The 23,456-nt window shown below is 57.8% G+C and carries 24 protein-coding genes; 7 read left to right on the top strand and 17 right to left on the bottom strand.

From position 1 onward, the window contains the following. Positions 1 to 4: 4 nt before the first annotated feature. The gene (locus AB5Y97_RS18630) at positions 5 to 628 is read right to left on the bottom strand and encodes a tRNA-uridine aminocarboxypropyltransferase (RefSeq protein WP_201946116.1); all 624 of its coding nucleotides are present in this window, start codon (positions 626 to 628) and stop codon (positions 5 to 7) included. Here AB5Y97_RS18630 and rrtA point away from each other — a divergent pair. Then, positions 627 to 1,220 carry a rhombosortase gene (gene rrtA, locus AB5Y97_RS18625; protein ID WP_201946115.1) on the top strand — a complete coding sequence of 198 codons (594 nt, stop codon included), beginning with the start codon at positions 627 to 629 and terminating at the stop codon, positions 1,218 to 1,220. The two genes, AB5Y97_RS18630 and rrtA, sit on opposite strands and share 2 nt — an antisense overlap. On the opposite strand, the gene pyrF is transcribed toward rrtA, so the two are convergent. From pyrF to cmk, 6 genes are all read right to left on the bottom strand, one after another. Continuing rightward, positions 1,195 to 1,896: an orotidine-5'-phosphate decarboxylase gene (gene pyrF, locus AB5Y97_RS18620; RefSeq protein ID WP_201946113.1), complete on the bottom strand. Its 702-nt coding sequence runs from the start codon at positions 1,894 to 1,896 to the stop codon at positions 1,195 to 1,197. The two genes, rrtA and pyrF, sit on opposite strands and share 26 nt — an antisense overlap. Before the next feature lie 18 nt (positions 1,897 to 1,914). After that, positions 1,915 to 3,081, bottom strand: coding sequence for a lipopolysaccharide assembly protein LapB (lapB, locus tag AB5Y97_RS18615; RefSeq protein ID WP_005351163.1), 1,167 nt, complete (start codon positions 3,079 to 3,081; stop codon positions 1,915 to 1,917). Between the two features lie 9 nt (positions 3,082 to 3,090). Then, positions 3,091 to 3,375, bottom strand: a complete 285-nt coding sequence (locus AB5Y97_RS18610; protein ID WP_005337143.1) for a LapA family protein — start codon at positions 3,373 to 3,375, stop codon at positions 3,091 to 3,093. A gap of 158 nt (positions 3,376 to 3,533) precedes the next feature. Then, entirely contained in the window at positions 3,534 to 3,818 is a 285-nt protein-coding gene (ihfB, locus tag AB5Y97_RS18605) for an integration host factor subunit beta (RefSeq protein ID WP_005299934.1), read from the bottom strand. 92 nt (positions 3,819 to 3,910) lie between these two features. Then, the gene (rpsA, locus tag AB5Y97_RS18600) at positions 3,911 to 5,581 is read right to left on the bottom strand and encodes a 30S ribosomal protein S1 (RefSeq protein WP_005337148.1); all 1,671 of its coding nucleotides are present in this window, start codon (positions 5,579 to 5,581) and stop codon (positions 3,911 to 3,913) included. A gap of 94 nt (positions 5,582 to 5,675) precedes the next feature. Beyond that, on the bottom strand, positions 5,676 to 6,368 hold the full coding sequence (cmk, locus tag AB5Y97_RS18595; RefSeq protein WP_201946111.1) for a (d)CMP kinase: 693 nt from the start codon (positions 6,366 to 6,368) through the stop codon (positions 5,676 to 5,678). A gap of 248 nt (positions 6,369 to 6,616) precedes the next feature. On the opposite strand from cmk, the gene ribA reads away from it, so the two are divergent. Further along, on the top strand, positions 6,617 to 7,210 hold the full coding sequence (gene ribA / locus AB5Y97_RS18590) for a GTP cyclohydrolase II (protein WP_005337152.1): 594 nt from the start codon (positions 6,617 to 6,619) through the stop codon (positions 7,208 to 7,210). An 81-nt stretch (positions 7,211 to 7,291) separates the two neighbouring features. Here ribA and AB5Y97_RS18585 read toward each other — a convergent pair whose 3' ends face one another. After that, positions 7,292 to 8,248 carry a LysR substrate-binding domain-containing protein gene (locus AB5Y97_RS18585; protein WP_201946109.1) on the bottom strand — a complete coding sequence of 319 codons (957 nt, stop codon included), beginning with the start codon at positions 8,246 to 8,248 and terminating at the stop codon, positions 7,292 to 7,294. A 63-nt stretch (positions 8,249 to 8,311) separates the two neighbouring features. Next, positions 8,312 to 9,187, bottom strand: coding sequence for a LysR family transcriptional regulator (locus AB5Y97_RS18580; protein WP_201946108.1), 876 nt, complete (start codon positions 9,185 to 9,187; stop codon positions 8,312 to 8,314). Between the two features lie 95 nt (positions 9,188 to 9,282). On the opposite strand from AB5Y97_RS18580, the gene AB5Y97_RS18575 reads away from it, so the two are divergent. Then, complete coding sequence (locus tag AB5Y97_RS18575) at positions 9,283 to 10,506, top strand: MFS transporter (protein WP_368158700.1); 1,224 nt, start codon at positions 9,283 to 9,285, stop codon at positions 10,504 to 10,506. A gap of 145 nt (positions 10,507 to 10,651) precedes the next feature. Here the strand turns inward: AB5Y97_RS18575 and AB5Y97_RS18570 are convergent, their stop codons facing one another. The 5 genes from AB5Y97_RS18570 to AB5Y97_RS18550 form a co-directional block, all read right to left on the bottom strand. Beyond that, entirely contained in the window at positions 10,652 to 11,206 is a 555-nt protein-coding gene (locus tag AB5Y97_RS18570) for a VOC family protein (RefSeq protein WP_368158697.1), read from the bottom strand. Next, the gene (locus tag AB5Y97_RS18565; RefSeq protein ID WP_005337161.1) at positions 11,200 to 11,964 is read right to left on the bottom strand and encodes a hypothetical protein; all 765 of its coding nucleotides are present in this window, start codon (positions 11,962 to 11,964) and stop codon (positions 11,200 to 11,202) included. Before AB5Y97_RS18565 ends, AB5Y97_RS18570 begins: the two co-directional genes overlap by 7 nt. 191 nt (positions 11,965 to 12,155) lie before the next feature. Continuing rightward, complete coding sequence (gene nfsA / locus AB5Y97_RS18560) at positions 12,156 to 12,881, bottom strand: oxygen-insensitive NADPH nitroreductase (RefSeq protein WP_113740687.1); 726 nt, start codon at positions 12,879 to 12,881, stop codon at positions 12,156 to 12,158. 71 nt (positions 12,882 to 12,952) lie between these two features. Further along, positions 12,953 to 14,518, bottom strand: coding sequence for an AbgT family transporter (locus AB5Y97_RS18555; RefSeq protein WP_005351146.1), 1,566 nt, complete (start codon positions 14,516 to 14,518; stop codon positions 12,953 to 12,955). 143 nt (positions 14,519 to 14,661) lie between these two features. Further along, positions 14,662 to 16,614 (bottom strand): bifunctional diguanylate cyclase/phosphodiesterase, encoded by a 1,953-nt coding sequence (locus AB5Y97_RS18550; protein WP_100653949.1) that lies wholly within the window; start codon positions 16,612 to 16,614, stop codon positions 14,662 to 14,664. Between the two features lie 861 nt (positions 16,615 to 17,475). Here AB5Y97_RS18550 and AB5Y97_RS18545 point away from each other — a divergent pair. The 3 genes from AB5Y97_RS18545 to AB5Y97_RS18535 are packed head-to-tail and all read left to right on the top strand — an operon-like array spanning position 17,476 to position 19,931. Beyond that, on the top strand, positions 17,476 to 18,414 hold the full coding sequence (locus tag AB5Y97_RS18545; protein WP_047438361.1) for a LysR family transcriptional regulator: 939 nt from the start codon (positions 17,476 to 17,478) through the stop codon (positions 18,412 to 18,414). A 54-nt stretch (positions 18,415 to 18,468) separates the two neighbouring features. Continuing rightward, entirely contained in the window at positions 18,469 to 19,491 is a 1,023-nt protein-coding gene (locus AB5Y97_RS18540) for a response regulator (RefSeq protein ID WP_111901339.1), read from the top strand. 8 nt (positions 19,492 to 19,499) lie between these two features. After that, a complete protein-coding gene (locus AB5Y97_RS18535; protein ID WP_005337175.1) occupies positions 19,500 to 19,931 on the top strand; it encodes a PAS domain-containing protein in 432 nt (143 codons plus the stop codon). Positions 19,932 to 20,020: 89 nt separating this feature from the next. Here AB5Y97_RS18535 and ltaE read toward each other — a convergent pair whose 3' ends face one another. The 3 genes from ltaE to AB5Y97_RS18520 form a co-directional block, all read right to left on the bottom strand. Then, a complete protein-coding gene (gene ltaE / locus AB5Y97_RS18530) occupies positions 20,021 to 21,040 on the bottom strand; it encodes a low-specificity L-threonine aldolase (RefSeq protein ID WP_257124758.1) in 1,020 nt (339 codons plus the stop codon). 112 nt (positions 21,041 to 21,152) lie between these two features. Further along, the gene (locus AB5Y97_RS18525; protein WP_179901978.1) at positions 21,153 to 21,854 is read right to left on the bottom strand and encodes a short-chain dehydrogenase; all 702 of its coding nucleotides are present in this window, start codon (positions 21,852 to 21,854) and stop codon (positions 21,153 to 21,155) included. Between the two features lie 87 nt (positions 21,855 to 21,941). Further along, the gene (locus tag AB5Y97_RS18520; protein WP_005351138.1) at positions 21,942 to 22,349 is read right to left on the bottom strand and encodes a helix-turn-helix transcriptional regulator; all 408 of its coding nucleotides are present in this window, start codon (positions 22,347 to 22,349) and stop codon (positions 21,942 to 21,944) included. 147 nt (positions 22,350 to 22,496) lie between these two features. Between AB5Y97_RS18520 and AB5Y97_RS18515 the strand changes: the two genes are divergently transcribed. Continuing rightward, positions 22,497 to 23,396: an aldo/keto reductase family oxidoreductase gene (locus AB5Y97_RS18515; protein WP_368158694.1), complete on the top strand. Its 900-nt coding sequence runs from the start codon at positions 22,497 to 22,499 to the stop codon at positions 23,394 to 23,396. The last annotated feature ends 60 nt before the right edge of the window (positions 23,397 to 23,456 follow it).

The following is a 23,456-nucleotide window of genomic DNA, read 5'->3' as shown; positions in this document are numbered from 1 at the left end:
AATGTCACGCGCGGCGGCCTTCGGCAAAGTCCTGCCACTGGGTATTCAACCGGTTAAACAGGGTCAGCAAGGGCGCATAGTGCTCCGGCCTCCCCTCCCACCGGGACAAGAGGTGATAGCCCGCCTCTATGGTAGAGAGGGCATCGGGAAAGGGTTTCTTGCGAATGGCATATTGACCGGCAATGGCACCAATGCCGATGCGGGGCAAGCGGGCCAGTGCCGGGTTGCTCTGCAACATGCGATAGGCTTTGCGCCAGGTGCCGTCAAGCAAGATAAAGGCGACTGATGCGGAGCCAGAGGATTCACTCTCCCGCTGTTGACGAAGATCGGTCAGCGAAATAGCATCCTCATCCGGCCAGAGCAAATAATAACGACGGGATTGGTCAGCCAGCAGCACATTGAGCCACTCATCGCGGGAAAAGTCCTCCCCCACATGGATCTCGCACTGTTGCAAAGAGGCCGCCAGCAGCGCCGCAGTCCCCTTGGGATGTGCCACCTCGTTGGGGTGCTGCAAGATGTAGAGGGGCGTGTGATTGTCAACCGGCACAATATAATCGCACAGGCAGGCTTTGAGGGCTCGGGTGCAACGTGTACAGTATCGACTGTTCTTGTCGTTGGACTGTTTCATGTTGTCAGACAAATCTGGATTGCTCTGGGTTATCACGCTCTCTCTCACCAGCTTGCTACTCTTCTTTACCGTTCCCAATCTTCAGCTCTCCTTCGATCGGCCCTTGATCGCCGGGGGCGAAGGGTGGCGGATCATAACAGGCAATCTGGCTCATACCAATCTGTGGCACCTGCTGCTCAATCTGGGCGGCCTCGCCATCCTCTATAGCCTGTTTCGCGACTATCTGGGTGGGGCTTGCCTGCCGCTGCTGATGTTGCTGCTCTGGCTGGCAGTGGGCTTGGGGATCTGGTGGTGGTGCCCGCAGACCCAGTGGTACATGGGACTATCCGGCTCGCTGCATGGTCTGTTTGTCTGGGGGGCAATGCAGGATATCCGCCACGGACGCCGCACGTCGGGCTGGCTACTGTTGGCAGGGATGGGGCTCAAGCTGGCGATGGACTTCTACAACGCAGGAGAGAGCCCGATATCCACCCTGATCAATGCCAGGGTACACATCGGCTCTCATCTTATCGGGGCAGGTGCAGGCCTGTTGCTCGGCCTGCACCGTGTATCACTGAGTGAGCCTGTTACGCACCAACCAGCTCGGCATTGATGCTGGCCAGCATGGCGGCCGGATCGGCAGCCTGCGTAATGGGGCGACCGATAACCAGATAATCGGACCCCGCCTCGACCGCCGCTTTCGGTGTCATCACCCGGCGCTGATCCCCGGCCGCTGAACCGGTCGGGCGAATACCCGGGGTCACCAGCTTGAAATCTTCGCCCAGCAAGGCTTTCAACTCATGGGCCTCGTTGGCAGAGCAGACCACCCCATCCAGGCCGGATGCCTTGGTTAAGGTAGCCAGCCGGATCACCTGCTCGGCCGGGCTTACATCCAGACCAAGAGGGATCATGTCGGACTGCTCCATGCTGGTCAGCACGGTCACGCCGATAAGCAGGGGGGCCTTGTCGCCATAAGGTAGCAGCGCCTCTTTGGCGGCACGCATCATCCGATCACCACCACTGGCATGCACGTTGACCATCCAGACACCGAGCTCGGCACTGGCAGCCACGGCTTTGGCAACGGTATTGGGAATATCGTGAAATTTCAGATCCAGAAAGACATCGAATCCCTTGGCCACCAGCTGGCGTACAAACTGCGGGCCAAACAGGGTAAACATCTCCTTGCCTACCTTGAGACGGCACTGGGCCGGAGAGATACGTTCAACGAACGCTAAGGCATCTGCCTCGTGCTGATAATCCAGCGCTACCAGTACTTTGGGATCTTGCATCTCACATCCTATTGCTTGTTATTCACCGTCCAGACCACGGATCGGCTTGATGGAACCCCACTGGCGACAAGACGGGCACTGCCAGAACAGCGAGTGAGTGGCAAAGCCGCACTGCCGACACTTGTGGGTTGACTTGATTTTGATCTGCTCGCCGACCAGCTGTTGCAGCAGTTCGAGGCTCTCCTTGGCAGGCCCCTCCTCCGCACTGGCCAGTTGAAAACCCACCAACTGGTAAAAACCTTTCATCGACGGATGACGACGCAGCTGACGCAGCACCAGCGAACGGGCCTGACTCAGGCCATCACGCTCTTCAACCAGCTTGGCAAGGGCCAGGGTCACGCTGACACCGGCGTGATCTTCCACTGCCTTCTCAAGCAGCGGGATCAACGCAGGCGTGCGGCCCAACTGCTGATAGCACTCGAGCAATTTGGGCATTGCCTCGGAGGCAAAGTCGATATCCTGCTCGAACACCCGCAGCAGCTCCTTGCTGGCCTGCTCATACTCCCCCTCGGCCATGGCGAGCTCAGCGAGGCGCAAACTGGCCCGGGCACATGCCGGATTGATACTGAGCGCCCGTTTGAGCTTGGCCAGCCCCTCCCCTTTATTGCCCTCACGCAGCGCGATCTCGGCTTGTTCACAATAGAAATGGGAGATGGGGTCGGCCAGCTTCTTGCCCTGGAATTTTTGCAGACGAACCGCCACATCGATGGCCTTATCCCAATCCCGCAACTGCTGATGGATGATCAACAGCTGTGCCAGCGCCGTCTCTTCAAAATCGCTGTCGTCACACAGCTCATTCCAGAGCGCTTCCGCTCGGTCCAGCAGACCAGCAGCCAAAAAGTCGCGCGCAAGCTCCTGCAGGGCAAGCTGTCGCTGCTCCCGGGTCAGTTGGCGGGTTACCAGGTTCTGGTGGATCTTGATGGCACGATCGACCTCCCCACGCTGGCGAAACAGGTTGCCGAGGGAGAGGTGTGTTTCGATGGTTTCACTGTCCACCTCAAGCAGCTGGATAAAGAGATCCACAGCCTTGTCGGATTCATCGGACAGCAAATAGTTGAGGCCCGCCACATACTGGCGGGAAAACTGGTTACTCTGTTTTTGGGTGTCCTGGCGAACACTCCTGCGACCCATGTACCAGCCATAACCGGCGGCGATGGGTAACAGCAGGAAAAGCAGTTCAAGCATTGAGGAACATTATTCCTTACCCGGTGACCGGGCCAGCTCCAACTCGCGGGATTGACGACGCATGGTGCGGTTGAGGGTGCGGTTTTGCATTTTCAGGCGCAGGAACAGCAGGCCGAATACCAGCCAGCCCAGCAAAAAACCGCCAGCGAAGAAGAAGCCCAACAGCATGGCAAGCGAAAACTCACCCTGAGCGATCAGGTAATTGAACTGAACCAGCTGGCCATTTTGTGAGCCCAGCGCCAGGGTCAGAACAAACACCAGCACCAGCGGAATGAGGGCCAAAATACGCTTCATAAGAGCTCCCTGTCAGTATCTAATGAGAGGCTGATTATCCTTAAAATCGCAGGCAGACTCTAGAGTGAATGGGAAAAGAGTTTAAGAAACAAGACGATTGGCACAGGAACCGGTGCCAAAAAGCAAAAAGGCATACCCGAGGTATGCCCATTTCTGCATTATTCAATGATGTTGACGCGCTCGCGCAACTCTTTGCCAGGTTTGAAGTGCGGGACATATTTCCCGGTCAGTTCAACCTTGTCCCCAGTCTTGGGGTTGCGGCCCACACGGGGCGCACGATAGTGCAGTGAAAAACTGCCAAATCCGCGGATTTCAATCCGGTCGCCGTTTTGCAAGGTCGACGCCATCTGCTCAAGGATCTCCTTGATGGCGGCTTCGACATCCTTGGCCGGCATATGCATGCGGCTGGCTGCCAGTTGTTCGATGAGATCTGATTTGGTCATAACGTTAAATCTCCTTCCCCGATCACATGCAATATTCATTTTGCCAGGATAAAAAAGGGCGGCGCAATGCCGCCCTTTTCTTGCATCAAGGATTACTCACCCTTGGCGGCTTTGAACGCTTCCATCATAGCATTGCTGAACACAACTTCTTCTTGCTGGTTCAGGTTATCGATAGCAACACGCTCATCAGCCTCGTCCTTGGCACGGACAGACAGGCTTACGGTGCGGTTCTTACGATCAACGCCCATGAATTTAGCTTCAACTTCGTCACCAACAGACAGCACCAGAGTGGCGTCTTCTACGCGGTCACGAGCAGCGTCGGAGGCACGCAGGTAGCCTTCTACGCCGTCAGCCAGTTCGATAACGGCACCTTTGGCATCAACCTCGGTAACCTTACCCTTCACGATAGCACCTTTCTTGTTGTCAGCCAGGTACTTGTTGAACGGGTCTTCTTCGATCTGCTTGACACCCAGGGAGATGCGCTCACGCTCCGGATCCACTTGCAGAACAACGGCTTCGATCTCGTCGCCTTTCTTGAATTCACGCACGGCTTCTTCGCCCTGGTTGTTCCAGGAGATGTCAGACAGGTGAACCAGGCCGTCGATGCCGCCATCCAGACCGATGAAGATACCGAAGTCAGTGATGGACTTGATCTTGCCGGAAACACGGTCGCCTTTGGCGTGAGTTTCGGCAAACAGCTGCCACGGGTTGGATTTGCACTGCTTCAGACCCAGAGAGATACGACGACGCTCTTCGTCGATGTCCAGAACCATCACGTCAACCACGTCGCCAACGTTAACAACTTTGGACGGGTGGATGTTCTTGTTGGTCCAATCCATCTCGGATACGTGTACCAGGCCTTCAACGCCTTCTTCGATTTCAACGAAGCAGCCGTAGTCGGTCAGGTTGGTCACGCGGCCAGACAGACGGGTGGTCTCCGGGTAACGCTTGGCGATAGCAACCCAGGGATCTTCGCCCAGCTGCTTCAGACCCAGGGATACACGGGTACGCTCGCGGTCGAACTTCAGAACCTTGACAGCGATCTCGTCGCCAACGTTGACGATTTCGGAAGGATGCTTAACGCGCTTCCACGCCATGTCGGTGATGTGCAGCAGGCCGTCAACACCGCCCAGATCTACGAATGCACCGTAGTCGGTCAGGTTCTTGACGATACCCTTAACTTCTTGACCTTCTTGCAGGTTAGCCAGCAGGCTTTCGCGCTCGGAGGTGTTCTCGGTCTCGATCACGGCACGACGGGAAACAACAACGTTGTTGCGCTTCTGGTCCAGCTTGATGACTTTGAACTCGAGTTCTTTGTTTTCCAGGTGAGCGGTGTCACGGATCGGACGCACGTCAACCAGAGAACCCGGCAGGAAGGCACGGATGCCGTTCAGTTCAACGGTGAAACCACCCTTGACCTTGCCGTTGATGATACCGATAACGGTAGCTTGCTCTTCGTAAGCCTTCTCAAGCTGCAGCCAGGCTTCGTGGCGCTTGGCTTTTTCGCGGGACAGCTTGGTTTCGCCGAAACCATCTTCGATAGAGTCCAGAGCCACGTCAACGGTGTCGCCGACGTTGATTTCCAGCTCGCCCATGGCGTTCTTGAATTCTTCAGCCGGGATAGCGGACTCGGATTTCAGACCGGCGTCAACCAGTACGAAACCGTTCTCGATAGCAACGACAGTACCCTTGACGATGGAACCTTGACGGGTTTCAACGGCGTTCAGGGACTCTTCAAAGAGTTGAGCAAAAGATTCGATCATTGTTTATGTCACAAATGAAACATCCACTTGCAATCCGGCACAAGCGGGGCTGTTTTAAATAATCTGCGCCATCCTTGGTGCAGACGACCGGATGTCAGCTTGCGCTGGCATCACCAAGTTGTTGCTCTGCATAGGCGAGTACTGTTGCCAGCACTTCATCTATGGTCATGGAGGTAGAATCTACCACCAGAGCATCTTCTGCCGGTTTCAGGGGTGCAGTAGCGCGATTTCTGTCGCGATCGTCACGTTCCCGAATCTCGGTTAAAAGACGCTCAAACTTAACATCAAAGCCCTTATCTTGCAACTGCTTATAGCGACGCTGGGCCCGTTCTTCGGCACTGGCGTCGAGGAAAATCTTCACCTCGGCCTCGGGGAAAACCACTGTGCCCATGTCACGACCATCGGCAATCAGACCCGGGGCCTGACGAAATGCACGCTGACGGCGCAGCAAGGCTTCGCGCACCCGGGGGAAGGCAGCGATTTTACTGGCAGCATTACCCACTTCTTCGGTGCGGATGGTGCGGGAGACATCTTCCCCTTCCAAGATCACCTTGACCAAATCGCCTTCTACCTGAAATTGCACATCCAGATTGGCAGCCAGAGGCACCAGTGAGGCTTCACTGTCCAGCTCTACATCGTGATGCAGGGCGGCCAGGGACAACACCCGATAGATGGCGCCCGAGTCCAGCAAGTGCCAACCCAGCTTCTCAGCAAGCAGCTGACACAATGTGCCTTTACCTGCACCACTGGGGCCATCAATTGTCATTACGGGGGCCATCTGAGGCATAACTTCTCTCCTGCACTGTGTTGCTCCCATCCCGAAGGGGTGGGTTAATGGGCGCCGATTATACCCGAATGTGGTGAGCCTGGCAGTCATCAATCCGCACAAAGGGCCAAAACCCCGACGGACAGCTGTGCTTGTATCTCATTTGGAGATTTCATTAAGCAATGCAGGGACTTGTTCTTATGGTCGTTCCTGACAAGGCGCGCTAAACTGGCCCCCTTTTTTGAGCCGTTAGTAGTAAGGAGCAACCTATGAGCAGCGTTACCCTCGTGGCCAAATCCAAATTGCCAACCCCCTGGGGCACCTTCACGCTGGTAGGTTTTCAGGAAACCGGCACAGGCAAAGATCACGCCGCACTGGTGATGGGCGACATTACCGGTGAAGAGCCCGTGCTGGGCCGGATCCACTCAGAGTGCCTGACCGGCGACGCCCTGTTCAGCCTGCGTTGTGACTGCGGTTTCCAGTTGCAGGCGGCCATGGAGAATATCGCCAAAGCCGGTCGTGGCGTGTTGCTGTATGTGCGTCAAGAGGGCCGTGGCATCGGCTTGCTCAACAAGATCCGCGCCTATCACCTGCAGGATCAGGGGGCTGATACCGTGGAGGCCAACGTAGCCCTTGGTTTCGCCGCCGATATGCGCGACTACACCATCTGCGCCGATATGCTCAAGCAGCTTGAGGTCAAGTCTCTCAAACTGATGACCAACAACCCGCGCAAGATGAAAGCCATGGAATCCTTCGGTATTCCGGTGGCCGAACGGGTACCGTTGCAGGAAGGGCGCAATCCCCACAACGAGTTCTATCTGTCGACCAAGGCCAACAAGCTAGATCACATGCTCAAAAAATGAGCCTGCATTGACGAATGCCAGATAGTCAAACGCCTCCCAATCGGAGGCGTTTTTCTTGGGACGACCACACATCAACCCAAGCTATCTAAGTGGTACGATCAAATTGGCCAGCAGAGCTTCAAGCTCTTCGCCAGTGCGGGCAGCACAGTATTGTTCGACCCGCTCGCGGGTCAATTGCGGCGCGAGACGTTCAATCAGATCGTAGAGATAGCCGCATAAAAATGCCCCTCTGCGCAACCCGATAGTGGCCACACCGCCTGGTAGCCAGGGCGCCGTTTTGAGCACCAGATCGCCATCGCGCTGGGGCTCCCAAGCAAAAGTTGCCATCACCCCGATGCCCATTCCTTGTCTGACATAGGTCTTGAGCACATCGCTGTCGCTCGCACAGCAGGCGATCCGGCTCTCGGCATGAGCGCAATCAGTGCCATGTGCAGCAGAGAGCGCCCTTCCATCGGTCACCAATGCAAACTCCACCAGCTCGGCCGGGGTCAGCGATGTTGCTTTGGCCAACGGATGATCCTTGGGCAGCACCAAGCCCCGTTGCCACTGAAAAGAGGGGAGCATGAGCAGATCGCTCCCCTCCTCCGGTTCATCCGCCAGCAGCAGATCGGCAGCGCCATCATGCACGGCTACGCGGCACTGCGCCGCACTCCCCTGCATCACAGTTACGGCAACTTTGGGAAAGCGGGCCATAAAACCCTTGAGGATGGCGGGCAGAATATAACGGGCTTGCAGATGAGTAGCGGCAATGGTGAGGGTTCCCTGCTCCGGATGCACATGCTGCCTGGCCATCACCTTGATGGTGGCCACCTTGTCCAGCACCTCCGCGGCCACTTTGATCACGTCCCGACCGATGGGAGTGATCTGGGTCAGGTGTTTGCCGCTACGCTCGAAGATCTGGATCCCCAGCTCATCCTCCAGCATCCGCACCTGTTTGCTGATCCCGGGCTGGGAGGTAAAGAGGCTCTCGGCGGTGGCCGACAGATTCAGCCTGTGGTTGGCCACCTCGACGATATAGCGCAATTGCTGCAATTTCATGGTGTAGCCCTCAAGCGAACCCACCGTTAATAGTAACAAACTTTCAGCAATGACCCGCCGCCATCAGGCCGGGCGATCCTTGAGTAGAAAATCACGCAAGGCACGGTTGGCCATGGAGAGCGGATCACCACGCCGCCACGCCACACAGAGGTCGAGGTAGATGGGCGGGTCGAAGGGTACGCCACTCAGATCCGGCTCCTCTTCCAGCACCATCCGCAAGAAGGTGGTCACCGCAAAACCTTGCCGCACCACCGCCTTGAGCAGAGGGATAAGATTGCTCTCGAAGGCGATATCGGGTTCAACGCCCAGGCTCTGGGCCAGCGCCTCCATATGCTCCCGGTGGTAAAAACCACGGCGAAACAGCGCCAGCTCCTGAGCGAAAAACTGCGAAAGGGTGACGGCCGGTTCGCCGCGCAAGGGGTGATCGTCCCCCACCACCATCAACATCTCTTCGCTCAGCAGATGTGCCCCCTCGATGGCGGGGGGCAGATCGCTGGTGATGAGAATGGCCAGATCGAGGGAGCCATCCACCATCCGGCTGAGCAGCTCGCGGGTACCGGCCTCTTCGATCCGGATCTTGAGGCCGGGATAGCGATGCTTGAAGGCCATCAGACGAGGGGGGAAATAGTAGGAGCCCATCATGTAGGGGATCCCGATCCGCACCTCCCCTCGCTCCAACCCCTTGAGCTCGGCCATCTCGGCCTCGGCCTGATGCATCTGCAGCAACAAGCGCTCGGCATGGCGACAGAGCACCTCTCCCTCCGGGGTGAGCCGTACCGCCCGGTCCTGTCGATCAAACAGCCGCAATTCGAGCTGCTGCTCCAGCTTGGCGATGGCCATGCTGATGGCCGGCTGTGCCACATGCAGACTGTTGGCTGCCTTGGTAAATGAGCCGGCATCCCTGACCGCCAGCAGATAGGTGAGCTGTTTCAGATCCATGTATCAATTCATATTATGAGATGGATAACTTAAATATATTATATTTATAACCGCAAGGACTCTACCCTGACCAAAAGTAGTCAGGACAATACGCAATGATTGAAGTTGGAAGTCGCGAGTGGATACGTGCAACCCTGGCCCTCAGCCTGGGCTCTTTTCTGGTGTTTCTGAACCTCTACCAGACCCATCCCCTGTTACCCCTGATTGCCGAGGTCTTCTCGGTCAACTCCCTCTCGGCCAGCTGGACCCTGGCAGGATGCACTGCAGGCCTCGCCACCTCCCTGCTGATCTGCGCCAGACTGGCGGATCGCCATGGCCGTCGGCAGGTCATGCTGGGAACCCTCACCCTGGCGATCCTGCTCTCACTGTTAATCTCGCTGGTTGAGCAGTTTGGCACCCTGCTGCTGCTACGCATCCTGCAGGGCGCGCTGCTGGCAGGACTGCCCGCGACCGCGATTGCCTATATGGGGGAAGAGTTCAGCAAACGGGCGCTGCTCTCGGCGGTGGGGGTCTATATTGCCGCCAACTCCCTCGGAGGCATTGCCGGTCGGGTGGTCGGTGGCCTGCTGGCGGGCTGGTTTGGCGACTGGCAGCATACCTTTCTGGGGATCGGTGTGATCAGCCTGTCGCTGCTGCCGCTGGTCTTCTGGCTGCTGCCCCATCAGACCCGCTTTGTGGCGAGCGCCCCGGTTCGCGGTCAATTTGCCCGCGCCTTGCAGCAACACCTGACCAATCCCTTGCTGGTAGGGGCCTATCTGATTGGCGGCCTCAACTTTATGGTGTTTCTGAACCAGTTCAGCTACCTCACCTTCTTACTGGCCAAGCCCCCCTTCTCCCTGCCCACCCAATGGCTCGGCATGCTGTTTCTCACCTATCTCTCGGGGACGGTGGCTTCCTCCCTGAGCGGCCGCTTTGCCAACCGCTGGGGGGCACAACGCATGCTGCTGGTCGGGATCGCCCTGATGGCCCTCGGCAGTCTGTGGCTGCTGCAAGGAAGCCTGCCCGGGATCCTGAGTGGCTTGCTGATCTCCAGCTTCGGCTTTTTCCTGGCACACGCCTGCGCCAGTGCCTGGGTCGGTCATCATGTCGAACACAACCGCGCCCTCGCCTCCTCCCTCTATCTGGTAGCCTACTATCTGGGAGCCAGTCTGGGGGGACTTTACCTGCACCCCTTCTGGGAGCAAGGCGAGCTGGGCGGTCTGGTCATGGGAATTGAACTGGTCCTCATCCTGACGGCAGGCTTGAGCCTCTGGCTCGGCCGTCTCAAGCAGCGAAGCCAATCGCCACTGCCCGCCCAGCAACCCCACCGACACGGGTAACAGCCTCAGCGCAAACAGGGTCACCCACGAGCAGATGGCGATCTAGCAACCCAGCACCGCCAGATAACAAAAGGGGTCACACCGGTGACCCCTTTTGCTGCGTTATTCAAGAGCCTGTCAGGCTCGCACCGCATTTAGAGCAGGATCACTCCTGATCGAAATAATCCGCAGGCACCGCGACCACAGCGTCGGTCGCTACCTCTTCGGCGATCACCTCCGCCAGCGAGCGCAGGTGAAACTTGATCTGTCCGGAGGGCAACATCAGGCCAATATCGGGGTTACGGGTATCCTGCATGTTGCCGGTTTTGAATGGCAGTTCGGGATAGCGCGCTACCAGATCTTGCAGTGAAGTGACCACCAGCTCGATATGTTCCAGCCCCGCCTGATGGACGCGACCCGGTTTCGGTGCAGCCAGCTCGATACAGGCTACCTGTACCTCACCAGCCAACAGCGGCTGATGCAACTGATAAGTGGCGATGGGACGTCCGCCAATCATACCCTCCACCAGCAAGGAGCCCGCCTCAGCCAGCACAGCACATAGCGCGCGGTACTCCTGCAGGGTAGCCGCCCGATAACAGAGGTGATCGACCGTTGGCCGGGAAATGGTGACGCCAGTGGCGGCCAGTTCGGCCAACAGCTGAGAAACAAATGGGGCCATTGGCCCCAGTGTGGAATCGAGTGGATGGGACATGCTTACCATTTCTTCTTGGGTTGAAACAGGACATCGAGCTCGTCGGCTTCCTTGTCCTTGATGTTTTGCAGATCCTGCGCGCTGTTTTGCTGCTGCAGCTCTTCAAGCTCCTTGAGCCCCTGACGCATATCTTCTTCACGGGCCAGCAGATAGGGATCCTTGTCGCCCACGCTCGCCATGGCAGAGAGTCCCTTGGTATAGAGCTGGCGGCATGTACCATATTGGCCCTGAATGCGGGCATCCATCGCCCGCTTGACCAGATTGGAGATATTGATCTTGAGCTGCATCAGCTCAAGGCGGCGCTCTTCCTGGGCAAACCCTTGCGGGTCAATCTTGCCCTTGTTGTGCTCGACTCGCAGCACGGCCCGCATCTTCTTGACCAGCTGCAGCATCTGGATCGCCTGACGATCGGACTCCGGGGTCTTGAACTGACCCTCATCCTGCACGCTGTAGTTCTCCTGCACATTCTTGATCTGGGTCTGCACATCGACGATGCGCTGCTTGATCTGATTGTTCGGCATCACCTGGGCGATGGCGCGATAGGCATCGAGGATCCGGTGCTGCAACAGCAACACCATGTTCTTGGAGAAAGGCACCAGATTGACGTTCAGCAACACCTCTTCGGTCTCGTCAGCCACCGTCTTGTGTCTGGCAACGGCGTGACGCTTGTCCGCCTCTGCCTTCTGCTTATATTGCTGCACCACGTTATAGGCGATAACCAAAAACAGGAGTGCGCCAATAGACAGCAATACCAAAGTTAAAATCATAGGATGTCCAAACCCCTGTTCCTATCCAATTGCGTGATCCTACAACAGCTTACCCACTTAAGGTAGCCTGCAGATCCCCCCTTGCCCACGATTTGTCACCAAGCTGTGCCCCCGGTCTCAGGGAGAGATTGCAGGATCAGGGGATGATGACCATGACGGTCACCTCCCCATAGTATCGCCCATCAGTGCCATTACTTGAGGTTAAAGCCCCGCGATTGCAGGAATCCCAGCATGAAAGGGCGGGACTCCTTGCCCAGAATGGCGCGGATCTGGCCGCTCCAGGTCTGCTGCTTGTTGTTGCTGCTACGGGCCTGATAGTAGTCCGCGATCTGCTGATCGTACCGGGCCAGCAGGTCGCGATCCAGCTCGTGCTGGTAGCGCTCCTGATGCACCACCAATCCCCTGGGCAGACGGGGTTTCTGCTCCGGCTGCTGGGCAGGATGACCAAGGCAGAGGCCAAACAGCGGGATCACCTGATGGGGCAAGCCGAGCAGTTCGCTCACCTCGGCCGGATGGTTGCGAATGCCGCCGATATAGACCCCGCCCAGCCCCAGCGACTGCGCCGCCAGCAAGGCGTTTTGCGCCATCAGGGCGCCGTCGATGGCTCCGATCAGCAACTGCTCCGCATAGCCGGTCTGGGCCTCGGGCACGATCTGGGTGTGGCGGTGGTAATCGGCGCAGAACACCAGAAACTCGGCCGCCTGCACCACATAGGGTTGATTGCCCGACAGCATGGCCAACTGCTGACGCGCCTCGGGCTCGCAGACTCGCACAATACTGGTCACCTGCAAAAAGCTCGAGGTCGAGGCGGACTGGGCGGCGGCGAGGATGGCATCCAGCTGCTGCGGGGCAATCGGCTCGGCAGTGAACTGACGAATGGAGCGATGGGAAAGGATAAGATCGATGGTCTGATTCATGGCACCTCCAAAATGAGGTAACACCATAGCGAAAAAAACGAGGGAGCCCAAGGCTCCCTCGCACACCCAGCTTAAGGGGCCGGATAGACGTAAGGGGCTTGCAACCCGAGCGGGAAGCCGAGCGCCCAGTAGAGCAGCAGGAAAATCGTCCAGCTCACCAGGAAGGCCAGCGAGTAGGGCAGCATCATGGAGACCAGAGTACCGATCCCGGTGCTCTTCACATACTGCTGGCAATAGACCACCACCAGCGGGAAGAAGACCATCAGCGGGGTAATGATATTGGAAGCAGAATCCCCGACCCGATAGGCCGCCTGGGTCAGCTCGGGGGAGATCCCCACCGCCATCAGCATGGGTACCAGGATCGGACTGATCAGCGCCCACTTGGCCGAAGCCGACCCCACCACCAGATTGACGCTGGCGGTGAGCAGGATCATCCCGACGATGGTCACCTCACCGGGCAGCGCCAGCGCATGGAGCACTTCGGCACCGGAGAGGGCCAGCAGGGTGCCCAGATTGGAGTCACCAAACGCCTTGATAAAGAGCGCGCAGAAGAAGGCCATCACCATGTAGGAGCCCATCTTGTTCATGGTGGCCGACATGGCATCGATCACATCCTTGCCACTCTTGAAGCTACCTGCGACAAAGCCGTAGACAATCCCGGGCAGGATAAAGAGCAAGAAGATGAGCGGCACAATGGACTTCATCACCGGCGCGGCGAAGGTGGTCAGGGAGCCATCGGCAGCACGCAGCGGTGAATCGCTCGGGGAGAGCGCCAGCGCCAGCAGCACGATAGCCGCCAGCATGGCAAACCCGGCCCAGTTGAAGGCCCGGCTCTCTTGCGCGCTGTAGCGCCCCATCTCGTCGGCACTCTCCAGATCCTCGTTGAGCGCCACGTGCTTGAGGCGCGGCTCCACCACCTTTTCGGTGATGAACCAGCCGACGCAGATGATCAGCAGCGAAGAGGCACCGGTAAAGATGATGTTGCACAGGGTGTTGACCATGTAGTCAGGATCGAGCAACTGAGCGGCGGACTGGGTAAAACCCTGCAGCAGCGCATCCCCGCCGGAGGGCAGGAAGTTGGCGGCAAAACCGCCGGAGACACCGGCAAAGGCAGCGGCGATCCCCGCCAGCGGATGGCGTCCGGCAGCGTGGAAGATGATGCCACCGATGGGGATCACCAGCACATAACCCGCATCTGCGGCGGTGTGGCTGACGATCGCCACCAGGATCAGCATGGGAGTGAGAAAACGGGCAGGCGTCACTTTCAGCAACTTTTTCAGACCGGTATTGATAAAACCGGACTGCTCGGCCACCCCGACCCCCAGCATGGCCACCAGCACGATCCCCAGCGGGGCAAAGCCGGTGAAAGTGGTCACCATGGTGGAGAGAAACTCGGCCAGACCGGCACCGGTCAGCAGGTTGTTGACCACTACCGCCTCCCCGGTACGGGGGTTGACCAGATCAAACTGGAATTGTGACAACACCCAGGAGCCGACCCAGACGATCAGCAAGGCGTAGAGGAACAGCATGGCGGGGTCGGGTAATTTGTTCCCGGCTTTCTCGACGCCATTGAGGAAACGGTTCAGCCAACCTTTGGGAGGGCTGGCCGGACGGTCATTGACAGCAGCATGACTCATTATTGCGATACTCCTTTCCCTAGAAACGAGGTCGCATGCTAGCAATTCCAGCCAATCCGTCTCATGACCGATCGCAAAAGAATGATTAATTTTGATTAAATATTGCGGAATAAAATCCCAAGTTGTGGCCTAACGCACACTTGTTACTCTGCCATCACGGCATCTAGCAGTGGATAACGCCCAACCTGGCACTCAACCACAAAACCGCTCGCCTCGACTTGCGCCACAGTCAGCGGCTTGCTGAACAGATATCCCTGGAACACATGGCACCCTTGGGTCTGCAGGGCGGCCAGCTCGTGAGGCTCCTCCACCCCTTCCGCCATGATCCCCAACCCCAGATTGGTGGCCATGGCCGCAGTCGCCCGGATAACCGGCAAGTTGAGGCCGACCACGAAGGAGCGATCCAGCTTGATGTTGTTGATCGGCAACCGGTTGAGATAGGCCAGCGAGGAGTAACCGGTACCGAAATCATCGATGGCAATCTTGATCCCCTGTTCGCTCAAATCGTCGAGAATGCCGAGGCACCCCTTCATATCGAGCATCAGCACGGTTTCGGTCAGCTCCAGCGTCAACAGGGAGGCATCCACCCCGTGCAGCTCCAGCTGCTGGCGAACTTGCCCGGGCAACGCCGACGAGAGCTGGAAACCAGAGAGGTTGACGGAGACCGGCACTCGCTGATGGAAGCGCTTCTGCCAGCTGGCGACCTGTGCCAACGCTGTGGAAAGCACCCAGCTGCCGATCTCGCGGATCAGCCCCATCTCTTCGGCCAGCGGGATAAATTCCACCGGCGACACATGGCCGAGCACCGGGTTGTACCAACGCAGCAGTGCCTCGTAACCGATCAGACGCCGTTTGGCGGCATCGACCTGCGGCTGGTAACAGAGGCTCAGCTCCTGGCGGCCGATGGCCTTGGCCAGAAACTGTTTGAGATTGAGCTTGCGCTGCAGGGTCTGTTGCATGCTGGGGGTGAAACGCTGCCAGCGCAGCCGCCCCATCTGCTTGGCCTGATACATGGCCATATCGGCACGGGTGATGAGGTTGTCCCCGTCATCCGCATCATCGGGATAAATGGCGATACCGATACTGCCACCGATGGTCACCTCCGGCAGCCCGCTCAGTTGCAGTGGCTTGGTCATCTGGGAGAGCATCTGATCGGCCACCTCTTGTGCCCGCTCCCCCTGATTGCCCAGCGGCACCAGTGCTGTGAATTCATCGCCACCGAGGCGAGCCAGCTCCACATCCCGCGGGCAAATCTGTTTGAGGCGACCGGCGACCCGCTCCAGCAGGCGATCTCCCGCCTTGTGGCCGTAGTTGTCGTTGACCAGCTTGAAGTTGTCCAGATCCATGAACACCAGCGCGAAACGCTCCCCCAGCCCGCAATAGGCCTCGAGGGATTTCATCAAGCCATAGCGATTGAGCAGGCCGGTTAGGGAGTCGTGCCAGGCGAGGTGGCGATGCTCCAGCTCTTCGAGTTTGCGATCGGTAATATCCCGCATGGTGAGCAGAATGCGGGCCCCCTGCTGGATATAGCGGAACTGATACTGGAACCAGCGCATCCCCTTGAGGGTTCGGCACTCCCCCTCGGTCACCACTTCATCGAGACGGGAGAGCTTCTGGTAGAAGCTGTCATCATTGCCGGAGAAAACCTGGGAGAGCTTGGCGATCTGGTGGCCGAAACACATTTCGAAGTGATAGTTACCACTCTCGAACACACCATGGCTATCGAACAGGCAGGCCAGGGTATCGCCGGTTGCCAGCGAGGACTCCTGATAGAGGGTATCGGAGTCGAGCACCGCTTCGGTCATCATCATCAGCCGGCCAGCCAGCTGAATACCGGAGAGGCGCAGATAGATCTGCTTCTTGACCCCCTTTGGGGAGAGGGTCCACCACTCGTTGTAACTGCGACCCTGCTGAAAATCACCCAGATAGCGCTGCAGCAGCAGATCGATGGCGGTTGCCATATCGGCAGAGAAGTCGCGGGAGCAGAGTTCGTCGAGAGACGTCGCCTCCCACACGGAGAGCGCGGCGCTGTTTGCCCAGAAAATATGGTGATGCTCGATGTCATAAACCCAGATCGGGGTATGCAGAACATCCATCGTCTTCAGTAACCGTTCGTCAAGCGTATTCATCTGGTCAAGGTCATTCATGCTGGATGGTCACTGGTTAACCGGAAAACAGATCTGGCAAACCGCTAGCTGCAGAATGCAAGGTGCAAATACCTCTCGGCCATTATCCCTTTTCACATAGCCAAGAGCGGACAAAACTATTTCAGATATCAACAACAGGGCAGCCTGTACGGGAATACTACAAAGGACTCAGCCAAGGACCCTGTTAATCCAGGCAAATCATATAGTCGATTTTTAACTTTTTTCCCCAGTAAAAACAAGCACTAAGAGCTATCCACTCGAGACCTTGAAAGAGCAATTGCATATTTGCTGCGACAAATTTGTTATTAACATTTAAATCAATGGTGGAAATAGTCATCACTCTCTGTCACAAAGCTTCCATTAATTAACCAAGCGGATGGATAAACAGCCAAAAAAACGCCAAAACGGACAAAAATAGTTCACTAAGGGGGAATTGATATACCCCAAATTCATTTTTCAACAGGCAATTAGCAAAACCCGAATATATGATCTGCATCACATTGGCAGTGGATGGCAAACCACCCCGGCTGAGTACGCAGAGCAACCCTGCGCCCTTCCATCAGGTTGCAATATCGGCCTTCGCCTGCCGTTATAGCTGAACAAATCAGGGAATATGGCAAACATCACTGCCGCAGTACCATTTGGCATCGTGCCGGAATAATCACCAGCTCGGGGAAACTGAGATGACGGGCGGGTGGATAACTGGTATCAACAGAAATCGAATCCAGATCAATTAAACGCTAAATTACCCTTGCCAACCCGGAACGCTCTTTTTATGGTTGCCCCCTTGTTACACCCAGAACAGCGTTTATGAAGCACATCGAAGAGTTCTACCTGTTCGTCAAGGTGGTGCAAGAGGGAGGATTCTCCCACGCTGCAGCCGCACTGGGCATGCCAACAGGCACCATCAGTCGACGCATTTCCCAGCTGGAAGAGCAACTGGGTTGCTCCCTGCTACATCGCTCTACCCGCAAGCTCCGCCTTACCGATGATGGCCTCAGATACTACGAACGTCTCTGCACGCCACTCGCACAAATCGAGCAGGCCACCAGCGAGATCCAGGGTCAAGAGGCCGATATCACAGGGCTTATCCGGGTAGCGGCGCCCATCGCGCTCTCCAACACCATCCTCATCGATATGCTGGCCGAATTCGGGCTGCACTATCCCGAGGTACAGTTCGATATCACCCAGACCAATGATCACCAGCACCTGTTCGACAATGATCGGGACTTGGTGTTCTTCAACGGTGAGCTGCCCCAGTCGCTGCCCAATGCGATCTGTCTCGGCCATATCGAGTACGGCCTGTTTGCCTCACCACTCTATTTGACCAAAAAGGGCACCCCCTCCCATCCCAACCAGCTGGAAGAGCACGATCTCATCTACTGCTGGCCTCACCAACACTGGCAGCTGACCGACAAGGATGGCCAGAGCGTCTGCATCAAACGCAGCGCCAAACTGACCGTCAACCAGACCCAGGCCGCGGTACGCGCAGCCCGACGTCATCTGGGGATCGTCAACGCCCCGCTGCACTATCTGAGCAGCTTCCTCCATGACGAGCAGCTGGTGCCGGTACTGACCGACTGGCAAACCGGCAATCGCCCCTTCTACATGTTGTGTTGCCAGCACCAGTTCGCTCCGTTGCGTGTTAAGATGTTCGTTGAATTTGTTGAAAAATACTCAGCACGCTATCGCAATCGGCAGTGGGACAACCAATTTTCACAAGGTGATAGCCTCACCCATTGCATCTGACCGTTAGCGGGCCACACTTATAGCATCCCTTGCCAACAGAGCCTGCCTAACGCCATGAATGTATTGATATGTGATGACTCCGGGTTCGCCCGCAAACAGCTGGCGCGGGCGCTCCCGGCCGACTGGAAAGTCGATTTGCACTACGCAGCCAATGGTCTCGAAGGGATCGAACAGGTACTGATGGGTCATGGCGATCTCATCTTCCTCGATCTGACCATGCCGGAAATGGACGGTTACGGCGTGCTGGAGACCCTCCAACGGGAGGGTCTGCGCAACAAGGTGATCGTGGTCTCCGGGGATATCCAGCCAGAGGCCTATCAACGGGTCATGGGGCTGGGGGCGCTCGATTTCATCAAGAAACCCGCCGCCCCCGAAACCCTGCTCGCCCTGCTCAAAAAGCATGATTTCTGGAGTGCCGCCCCGAGCGGTCAACCAAGCGCCCCCGAGCAGCTGACAAGCGGCGTGGTAGCCGATGCAGGCGTCAAGATCACCCCCGAAATCCGCGATGTCTATCAGGAGCTGGCCAACGTCTCCATGGGTCAGGCGGCCGACTTGCTGGCTCGTCTGCTCAACGCCTTCGTGGTACTGCCTATCCCCAACGTCAACGTGCTGGAAGTATCAGAGTTGCATATGGCCCTCTCGGCGGCCGCAGATTCAGATACCCTCTCCGCCGTCTGTCAGGGGTTTATCGGAGCGGGGATCGCCGGTGAAGCGCTGATCCTGTTCCATGACTCCAGCTTCAAAGATTTGGCCAAGCTGATGAACCATCAGGGGACGCTGGATCGCACCGCCGAACTGGAGCTGTTGATGGATACCGCCAACGTGCTGATCGGCGCCTTCCTGCGCGGCTACGCCAACCAGCTCGACACCCCCTTCAGTCAGGGGCACCCGGTGGTGCTCGGCCAGCACAGACCCATCAACGAGCTGATCAACACCAACAAGAGTCGCTGGCGCCGCACGCTCGCCATCGAGATCAACTACCGGATCCAGGATTACGCGGTGCAGTGTGATCTGCTGCTGCTGTTTACCGAAGATTCCATCGCCACCATGAACAACAAAATCATGCACATGCTCTAGGAGTGACTATGGAAATCCGTGAATTTCATTGGTTGATGAACATAGTCCAGAACCTGGACGTAGGCCTGGTAGTGCTCGACAAGGAGTACAAGGTACAGGTGTGGAACGGCTTTATGGAGAGCCACAGCGGCCGACTGGCCAGTGACGTGCGCGATGGCGTACTGTTCGAGCTCTTCCCCGATGTGGACAGAGCCTGGTTCGAGCGCAAGGCCAACATGGTCTTCAAGCTCAACAACCGCGCCTTCAGTACCTGGGAGCAGAAGCCCTATCTGCTACGTTTCTCCAACTACCGCCCCATTACCGGCTCGGCCCCCCACATGTTCCAGAACCTGACGCTGGTACCACTGGCCGATTTCGGCGGTCAGGTGACCCACATCGCGGTGATGATCTACGATGCCACCGATGAGGCCATGCTGATGAGCGGCCAGCGGCAGGCTTGAGCTTGCAGCAAATAACAGAGGGCGCCGCGGCGCCCTCTGTTATTTCGGTATGAACAGGTCTTGGTATAACCTCTACCTGACCAGCCGTCTCAACGCGCCCCGAGATACTCGGTGAAGGCGTCGATCACCTCTTCAATATCGTCATCGTTGATCTGCAGATGAGTCACCAGCCGCAGCTCGCCGTAACCGGAGAAGATGATCCCCCGCTCCTTCATAAAAGCGAGCAGAGGGGCCGATTCCCCCTCACGCAGCCGCAGGAACACCATATTGCTCTGCACCAGCGAGAGGTCAAGCTCGATGCCCGACAGTGCAGCCAACCCTTCGGCCAGCCGTTTGGCACGGCGGTGATCATCGGCCAGGCGGGTCACATGCTGCTCGAGGGCAAACAGACCGGCTTGCGCCAGAATCCCCGCCTGACGCATGCCACCTCCCAGCATCTTGCGCAGGCGGCGCGCACGGGCGATGAAATCGTGGCTGCCCACCAGCAGCGAGCCCACCGGTGCGCCCAACCCCTTGGAGAGACAAATAGAGATGCTATCAAATGGAGCGGCGATCACCTCGACCGGGGTCTCGCTGGCCACGGCGGCGTTAAAGAGCCGGGCGCCATCGAGATGAAGCTTCAAGCCACGTTCAGCAACAAATGCCCCCATCTCCTGCAGATAGGAGAGCGGCAGCACCTTGCCGTTGTGGGTGTTCTCAAGGCAGATCAGGCGAGTCTGGACGAAGTGGGCATCATCAGGGGCCAGCGCGGCCTTGATATCATCGAATGCCAGTGTGCCATCGCGCTGCATCGGCAAGGGTTGCAGGGCTACGGAGCCCAGCACGGCACTCCCCTGCGCTTCATAGCGATAGATGTGAGCGGCGTTGCCGAGGATGGCCCCCTCACCGCGCTGACAGTGGCTCATCACCGCCAACAGATTGGACATGGTGCCGGACGGTACAAACAGCGCCGCCTGTTTGCCCAGCAATCTGGCCCCAAAGGCCTCCAGCGCGTTGACGCCCGGATCTTCACCATAGACATCGTCACCGACTTCGGCGTGGAGCATGGCTTGACGCATGGCGTCAGTAGGCTGGGTGACGGTGTCACTTCGTAAATCGATATAGCGCATGAGATCCCTCCTGAAACAGGAGAGTGACGTTAGCTATGCGCCCCTCGCTTGGCAAGGGGCGCATGAGCAGAATGTGAAGCCAATAGACGTCCATAGAACCCGCAGGCGGGATTTACCAAGGCAGCGGCTGACCGTTGAGATCCAGTAGCTGACCCGATTGGGTCAACGATAACCCCTTGATGAGATTGAGTAGTTTCACCGCCACCTCGGCAGGCTCCTGCAATTGCTCCGCAGGCAACTCGCTCAGAAAGGGAGCATTCATCGGGGAGTCCATCAAGCCGGGCGCCACCGCCACCACCCCCGCTTGCGGGAAACGTTGCGCCCACTCGAGGGCCAGAGTTTTCACCCCCATGTCGAGGGCCGCCTTGCTCATCCGGTAGCTGTAACGCCCCCCCTCCAGATTGGAGGTGATGGAGCCCGCCAGATCAGAGATGGCACAGAGCCACAGCGGATGGTCATTACCCATCAACCGACTGAAACGGGCAGCCAGCGCCAGTGTTGGCCAGGCATTGGCCAGCAGGCTGTCGCACAGCCACTTGGGGTGCACCTCTTCGACCCGCCGCTCTGGCATAAAGCTGACATCGTGCAACAGGCCGATGGTGTTGATCACCACAGTGGGAAGCGGATCGGTATCGTAGAGGGTAAACAGGGCGTCGAACGAGATGGCGTCCACCTCTTGCAGCGGGAAGAAAGCCCCCATCTCGATCCCTTTTGGATAGGTGCGCCCGGCCAGAAGGAAGGACTCCCCCCTTGCCATCAGCTCTCTTGCCAGCGCCGAGCCCAGCGCACCACTTCCGAGGATCAAGTAGCTCATCGCCCATTCCATGGAGAGTAATCTTGCTTAGAGCGTATCAGAATAATCAACCGGCCGTGACACGACTAAAGGGTAATATGCCCCTCATCACGCTTCCCCCAGATGGCGACCAAACTCCCGCGCCAGCGCCAAGTCGAGAAAACCGTCCGCTTTCTTGTGGGTGCGCAAAAACTGGTAATAGGCGAGCAGGGTGACCAGTGCCTCCTCATCGGGCAGCCCCACCCCGGGTTGCTGCTCGCCCAGCAGTAGCTGCGCCGCTGCCAGCGCCTCCCTGTCTACCACTTCCGCCTGACGGTAGAGATAACCGCAGCCGGTTGCCAGCCACTCCAGCGAGCAGTTGGCCCCCATGGCGATCTGGTTGGCCCGCGCCAGGCCAGGCTCGGCTCCCTTCAAATATTTGCGGATCAGCGCTTCACTGAGCCCCACCTTGCGGGCAAACGCGCTCACGCTCATCTCCCCGATCAGGCTCTGCAAGCGCTCGGCAAATCCTTCCATCCAACTCTCTCTCCTACTCTGCGATCAGAACCAAAGTTCGAATCATGCCACTGCCCATTATTGCTTTGCCAGCCACATGAGGCCAAGATGCCCGCAGTCATCTATGTTGCACATCGTTTTCGCATCGTGTTTTTCAAGGAGTCAACCATGTCTGTATCCCGTGTCGCCCTGCATCCGCTAGGCCCCACCTTCTCTCGCCTCATCATGGGTTACTGGCGCCTGATGGAGTGGCAGCTCTCTCCGGCCGCTCTGCTCGATCTGATGAAATATCATCTGGATCTGGGGGTCACCACCATCGATCACGCCGATATCTATGGTGGCTACCAGTGCGAAGAGGCCTTTGGTCACGCCCTGCGCCTCGAGCCTTCCCTGCGCAGCCGGATGGAGATCGTCACCAAGTGCGGCATCGCCCTCACCGCCAAGCCGGAGCATGCTCTCAACCACTACAACACCGGCAAGGACCATATCATCGCCAGCGCCGAGGCCTCGCTGCGCAAGCTCGGCACCGACCATCTGGACCTGCTGCTGATCCACCGCCCGGATCCCCTGATGAACGCAGATGAAGTGGCCGACGCCTTTATCACCCTGAAACAGGCGGGCAAGATCAAGCACGCCGGGGTATCCAACTTCACCGCCCGTCAGTTCGAGCTACTGCAATCGCGCCTCCCCTTCCCGCTGGTCACCAACCAGCTGGAGATCTCTCCGCTTCATCAGGAAGGAACCCTCGATGGCACCCTGGATCAGTGCCAGCAGCTTGGCATCAAGCCGATGGCCTGGTCATGTCTCGGCGGCGGCCGACTGTTCAGCGATGACGCCTATGCCCCGCTGCGTGCCGAACTGGAGCAGATCCGTCAGGAAGTGGGCGCCCAGACTATCGAGCAGGTGGTCTACGCCTGGGTAATGATGTTGCCAAGCCAGCCGCTGCCATTGATTGGCTCCGGCAAACGGGAGCGGATTGCTGCCGCCGTGGCCGCCGAATCCATCGTCCTCAATCGCCAGCAGTGGTTCCGCATCCGCAAGGCGGCGCTCGGTTACGACGTCCCCTGATCACAACAAAACGTCCAGAAACAAAAACGGCATGGGGGAAACCCATGCCGTTTTTTTATT

This window comes from Aeromonas sp. R10-2, from assembly GCF_040908445.1.
Classification (GTDB): domain Bacteria; phylum Pseudomonadota; class Gammaproteobacteria; order Enterobacterales; family Aeromonadaceae; genus Aeromonas; species Aeromonas veronii.
This window is presented reverse-complemented; position numbering and strand designations above follow the sequence as displayed.

What these genes read in the sequence shown, in the direction of transcription:
- rrtA (WP_201946115.1), top strand. Translation starts at nt 627, where the DNA reads ATGTTGTCAGACAAATCTGGATTGCTCTGGGTTATCACGCTCTCTCTC.
- AB5Y97_RS18630 (WP_201946116.1), bottom strand. Translation starts at nt 628, where the DNA reads ATGAAACAGTCCAACGACAAGAACAGTCGATACTGTACACGTTGCACC.
- pyrF (WP_201946113.1), bottom strand. Translation starts at nt 1,896, where the DNA reads ATGCAAGATCCCAAAGTACTGGTAGCGCTGGATTATCAGCACGAGGCA.
- lapB (WP_005351163.1), bottom strand. Translation starts at nt 3,081, where the DNA reads ATGCTTGAACTGCTTTTCCTGCTGTTACCCATCGCCGCCGGTTATGGC.
- AB5Y97_RS18610 (WP_005337143.1), bottom strand. Translation starts at nt 3,375, where the DNA reads ATGAAGCGTATTTTGGCCCTCATTCCGCTGGTGCTGGTGTTTGTTCTG.
- ihfB (WP_005299934.1), bottom strand. Translation starts at nt 3,818, where the DNA reads ATGACCAAATCAGATCTCATCGAACAACTGGCAGCCAGCCGCATGCAT.
- rpsA (WP_005337148.1), bottom strand. Translation starts at nt 5,581, where the DNA reads ATGATCGAATCTTTTGCTCAACTCTTTGAAGAGTCCCTGAACGCCGTT.
- cmk (WP_201946111.1), bottom strand. Translation starts at nt 6,368, where the DNA reads ATGCCTCAGATGGCCCCCGTAATGACAATTGATGGCCCCAGTGGTGCA.
- ribA (WP_005337152.1), top strand. Translation starts at nt 6,617, where the DNA reads ATGAGCAGCGTTACCCTCGTGGCCAAATCCAAATTGCCAACCCCCTGG.
- AB5Y97_RS18585 (WP_201946109.1), bottom strand. Translation starts at nt 8,248, where the DNA reads ATGAAATTGCAGCAATTGCGCTATATCGTCGAGGTGGCCAACCACAGG.
- AB5Y97_RS18580 (WP_201946108.1), bottom strand. Translation starts at nt 9,187, where the DNA reads ATGGATCTGAAACAGCTCACCTATCTGCTGGCGGTCAGGGATGCCGGC.
- AB5Y97_RS18575 (WP_368158700.1), top strand. Translation starts at nt 9,283, where the DNA reads ATGATTGAAGTTGGAAGTCGCGAGTGGATACGTGCAACCCTGGCCCTC.
- AB5Y97_RS18570 (WP_368158697.1), bottom strand. Translation starts at nt 11,206, where the DNA reads ATGGTAAGCATGTCCCATCCACTCGATTCCACACTGGGGCCAATGGCC.
- AB5Y97_RS18565 (WP_005337161.1), bottom strand. Translation starts at nt 11,964, where the DNA reads ATGATTTTAACTTTGGTATTGCTGTCTATTGGCGCACTCCTGTTTTTG.
- nfsA (WP_113740687.1), bottom strand. Translation starts at nt 12,881, where the DNA reads ATGAATCAGACCATCGATCTTATCCTTTCCCATCGCTCCATTCGTCAG.
- AB5Y97_RS18555 (WP_005351146.1), bottom strand. Translation starts at nt 14,518, where the DNA reads ATGAGTCATGCTGCTGTCAATGACCGTCCGGCCAGCCCTCCCAAAGGT.
- AB5Y97_RS18550 (WP_100653949.1), bottom strand. Translation starts at nt 16,614, where the DNA reads ATGGATGTTCTGCATACCCCGATCTGGGTTTATGACATCGAGCATCAC.
- AB5Y97_RS18545 (WP_047438361.1), top strand. Translation starts at nt 17,476, where the DNA reads ATGAAGCACATCGAAGAGTTCTACCTGTTCGTCAAGGTGGTGCAAGAG.
- AB5Y97_RS18540 (WP_111901339.1), top strand. Translation starts at nt 18,469, where the DNA reads ATGAATGTATTGATATGTGATGACTCCGGGTTCGCCCGCAAACAGCTG.
- AB5Y97_RS18535 (WP_005337175.1), top strand. Translation starts at nt 19,500, where the DNA reads ATGGAAATCCGTGAATTTCATTGGTTGATGAACATAGTCCAGAACCTG.
- ltaE (WP_257124758.1), bottom strand. Translation starts at nt 21,040, where the DNA reads ATGCGCTATATCGATTTACGAAGTGACACCGTCACCCAGCCTACTGAC.
- AB5Y97_RS18525 (WP_179901978.1), bottom strand. Translation starts at nt 21,854, where the DNA reads ATGAGCTACTTGATCCTCGGAAGTGGTGCGCTGGGCTCGGCGCTGGCA.
- AB5Y97_RS18520 (WP_005351138.1), bottom strand. Translation starts at nt 22,349, where the DNA reads ATGGAAGGATTTGCCGAGCGCTTGCAGAGCCTGATCGGGGAGATGAGC.
- AB5Y97_RS18515 (WP_368158694.1), top strand. Translation starts at nt 22,497, where the DNA reads ATGTCTGTATCCCGTGTCGCCCTGCATCCGCTAGGCCCCACCTTCTCT.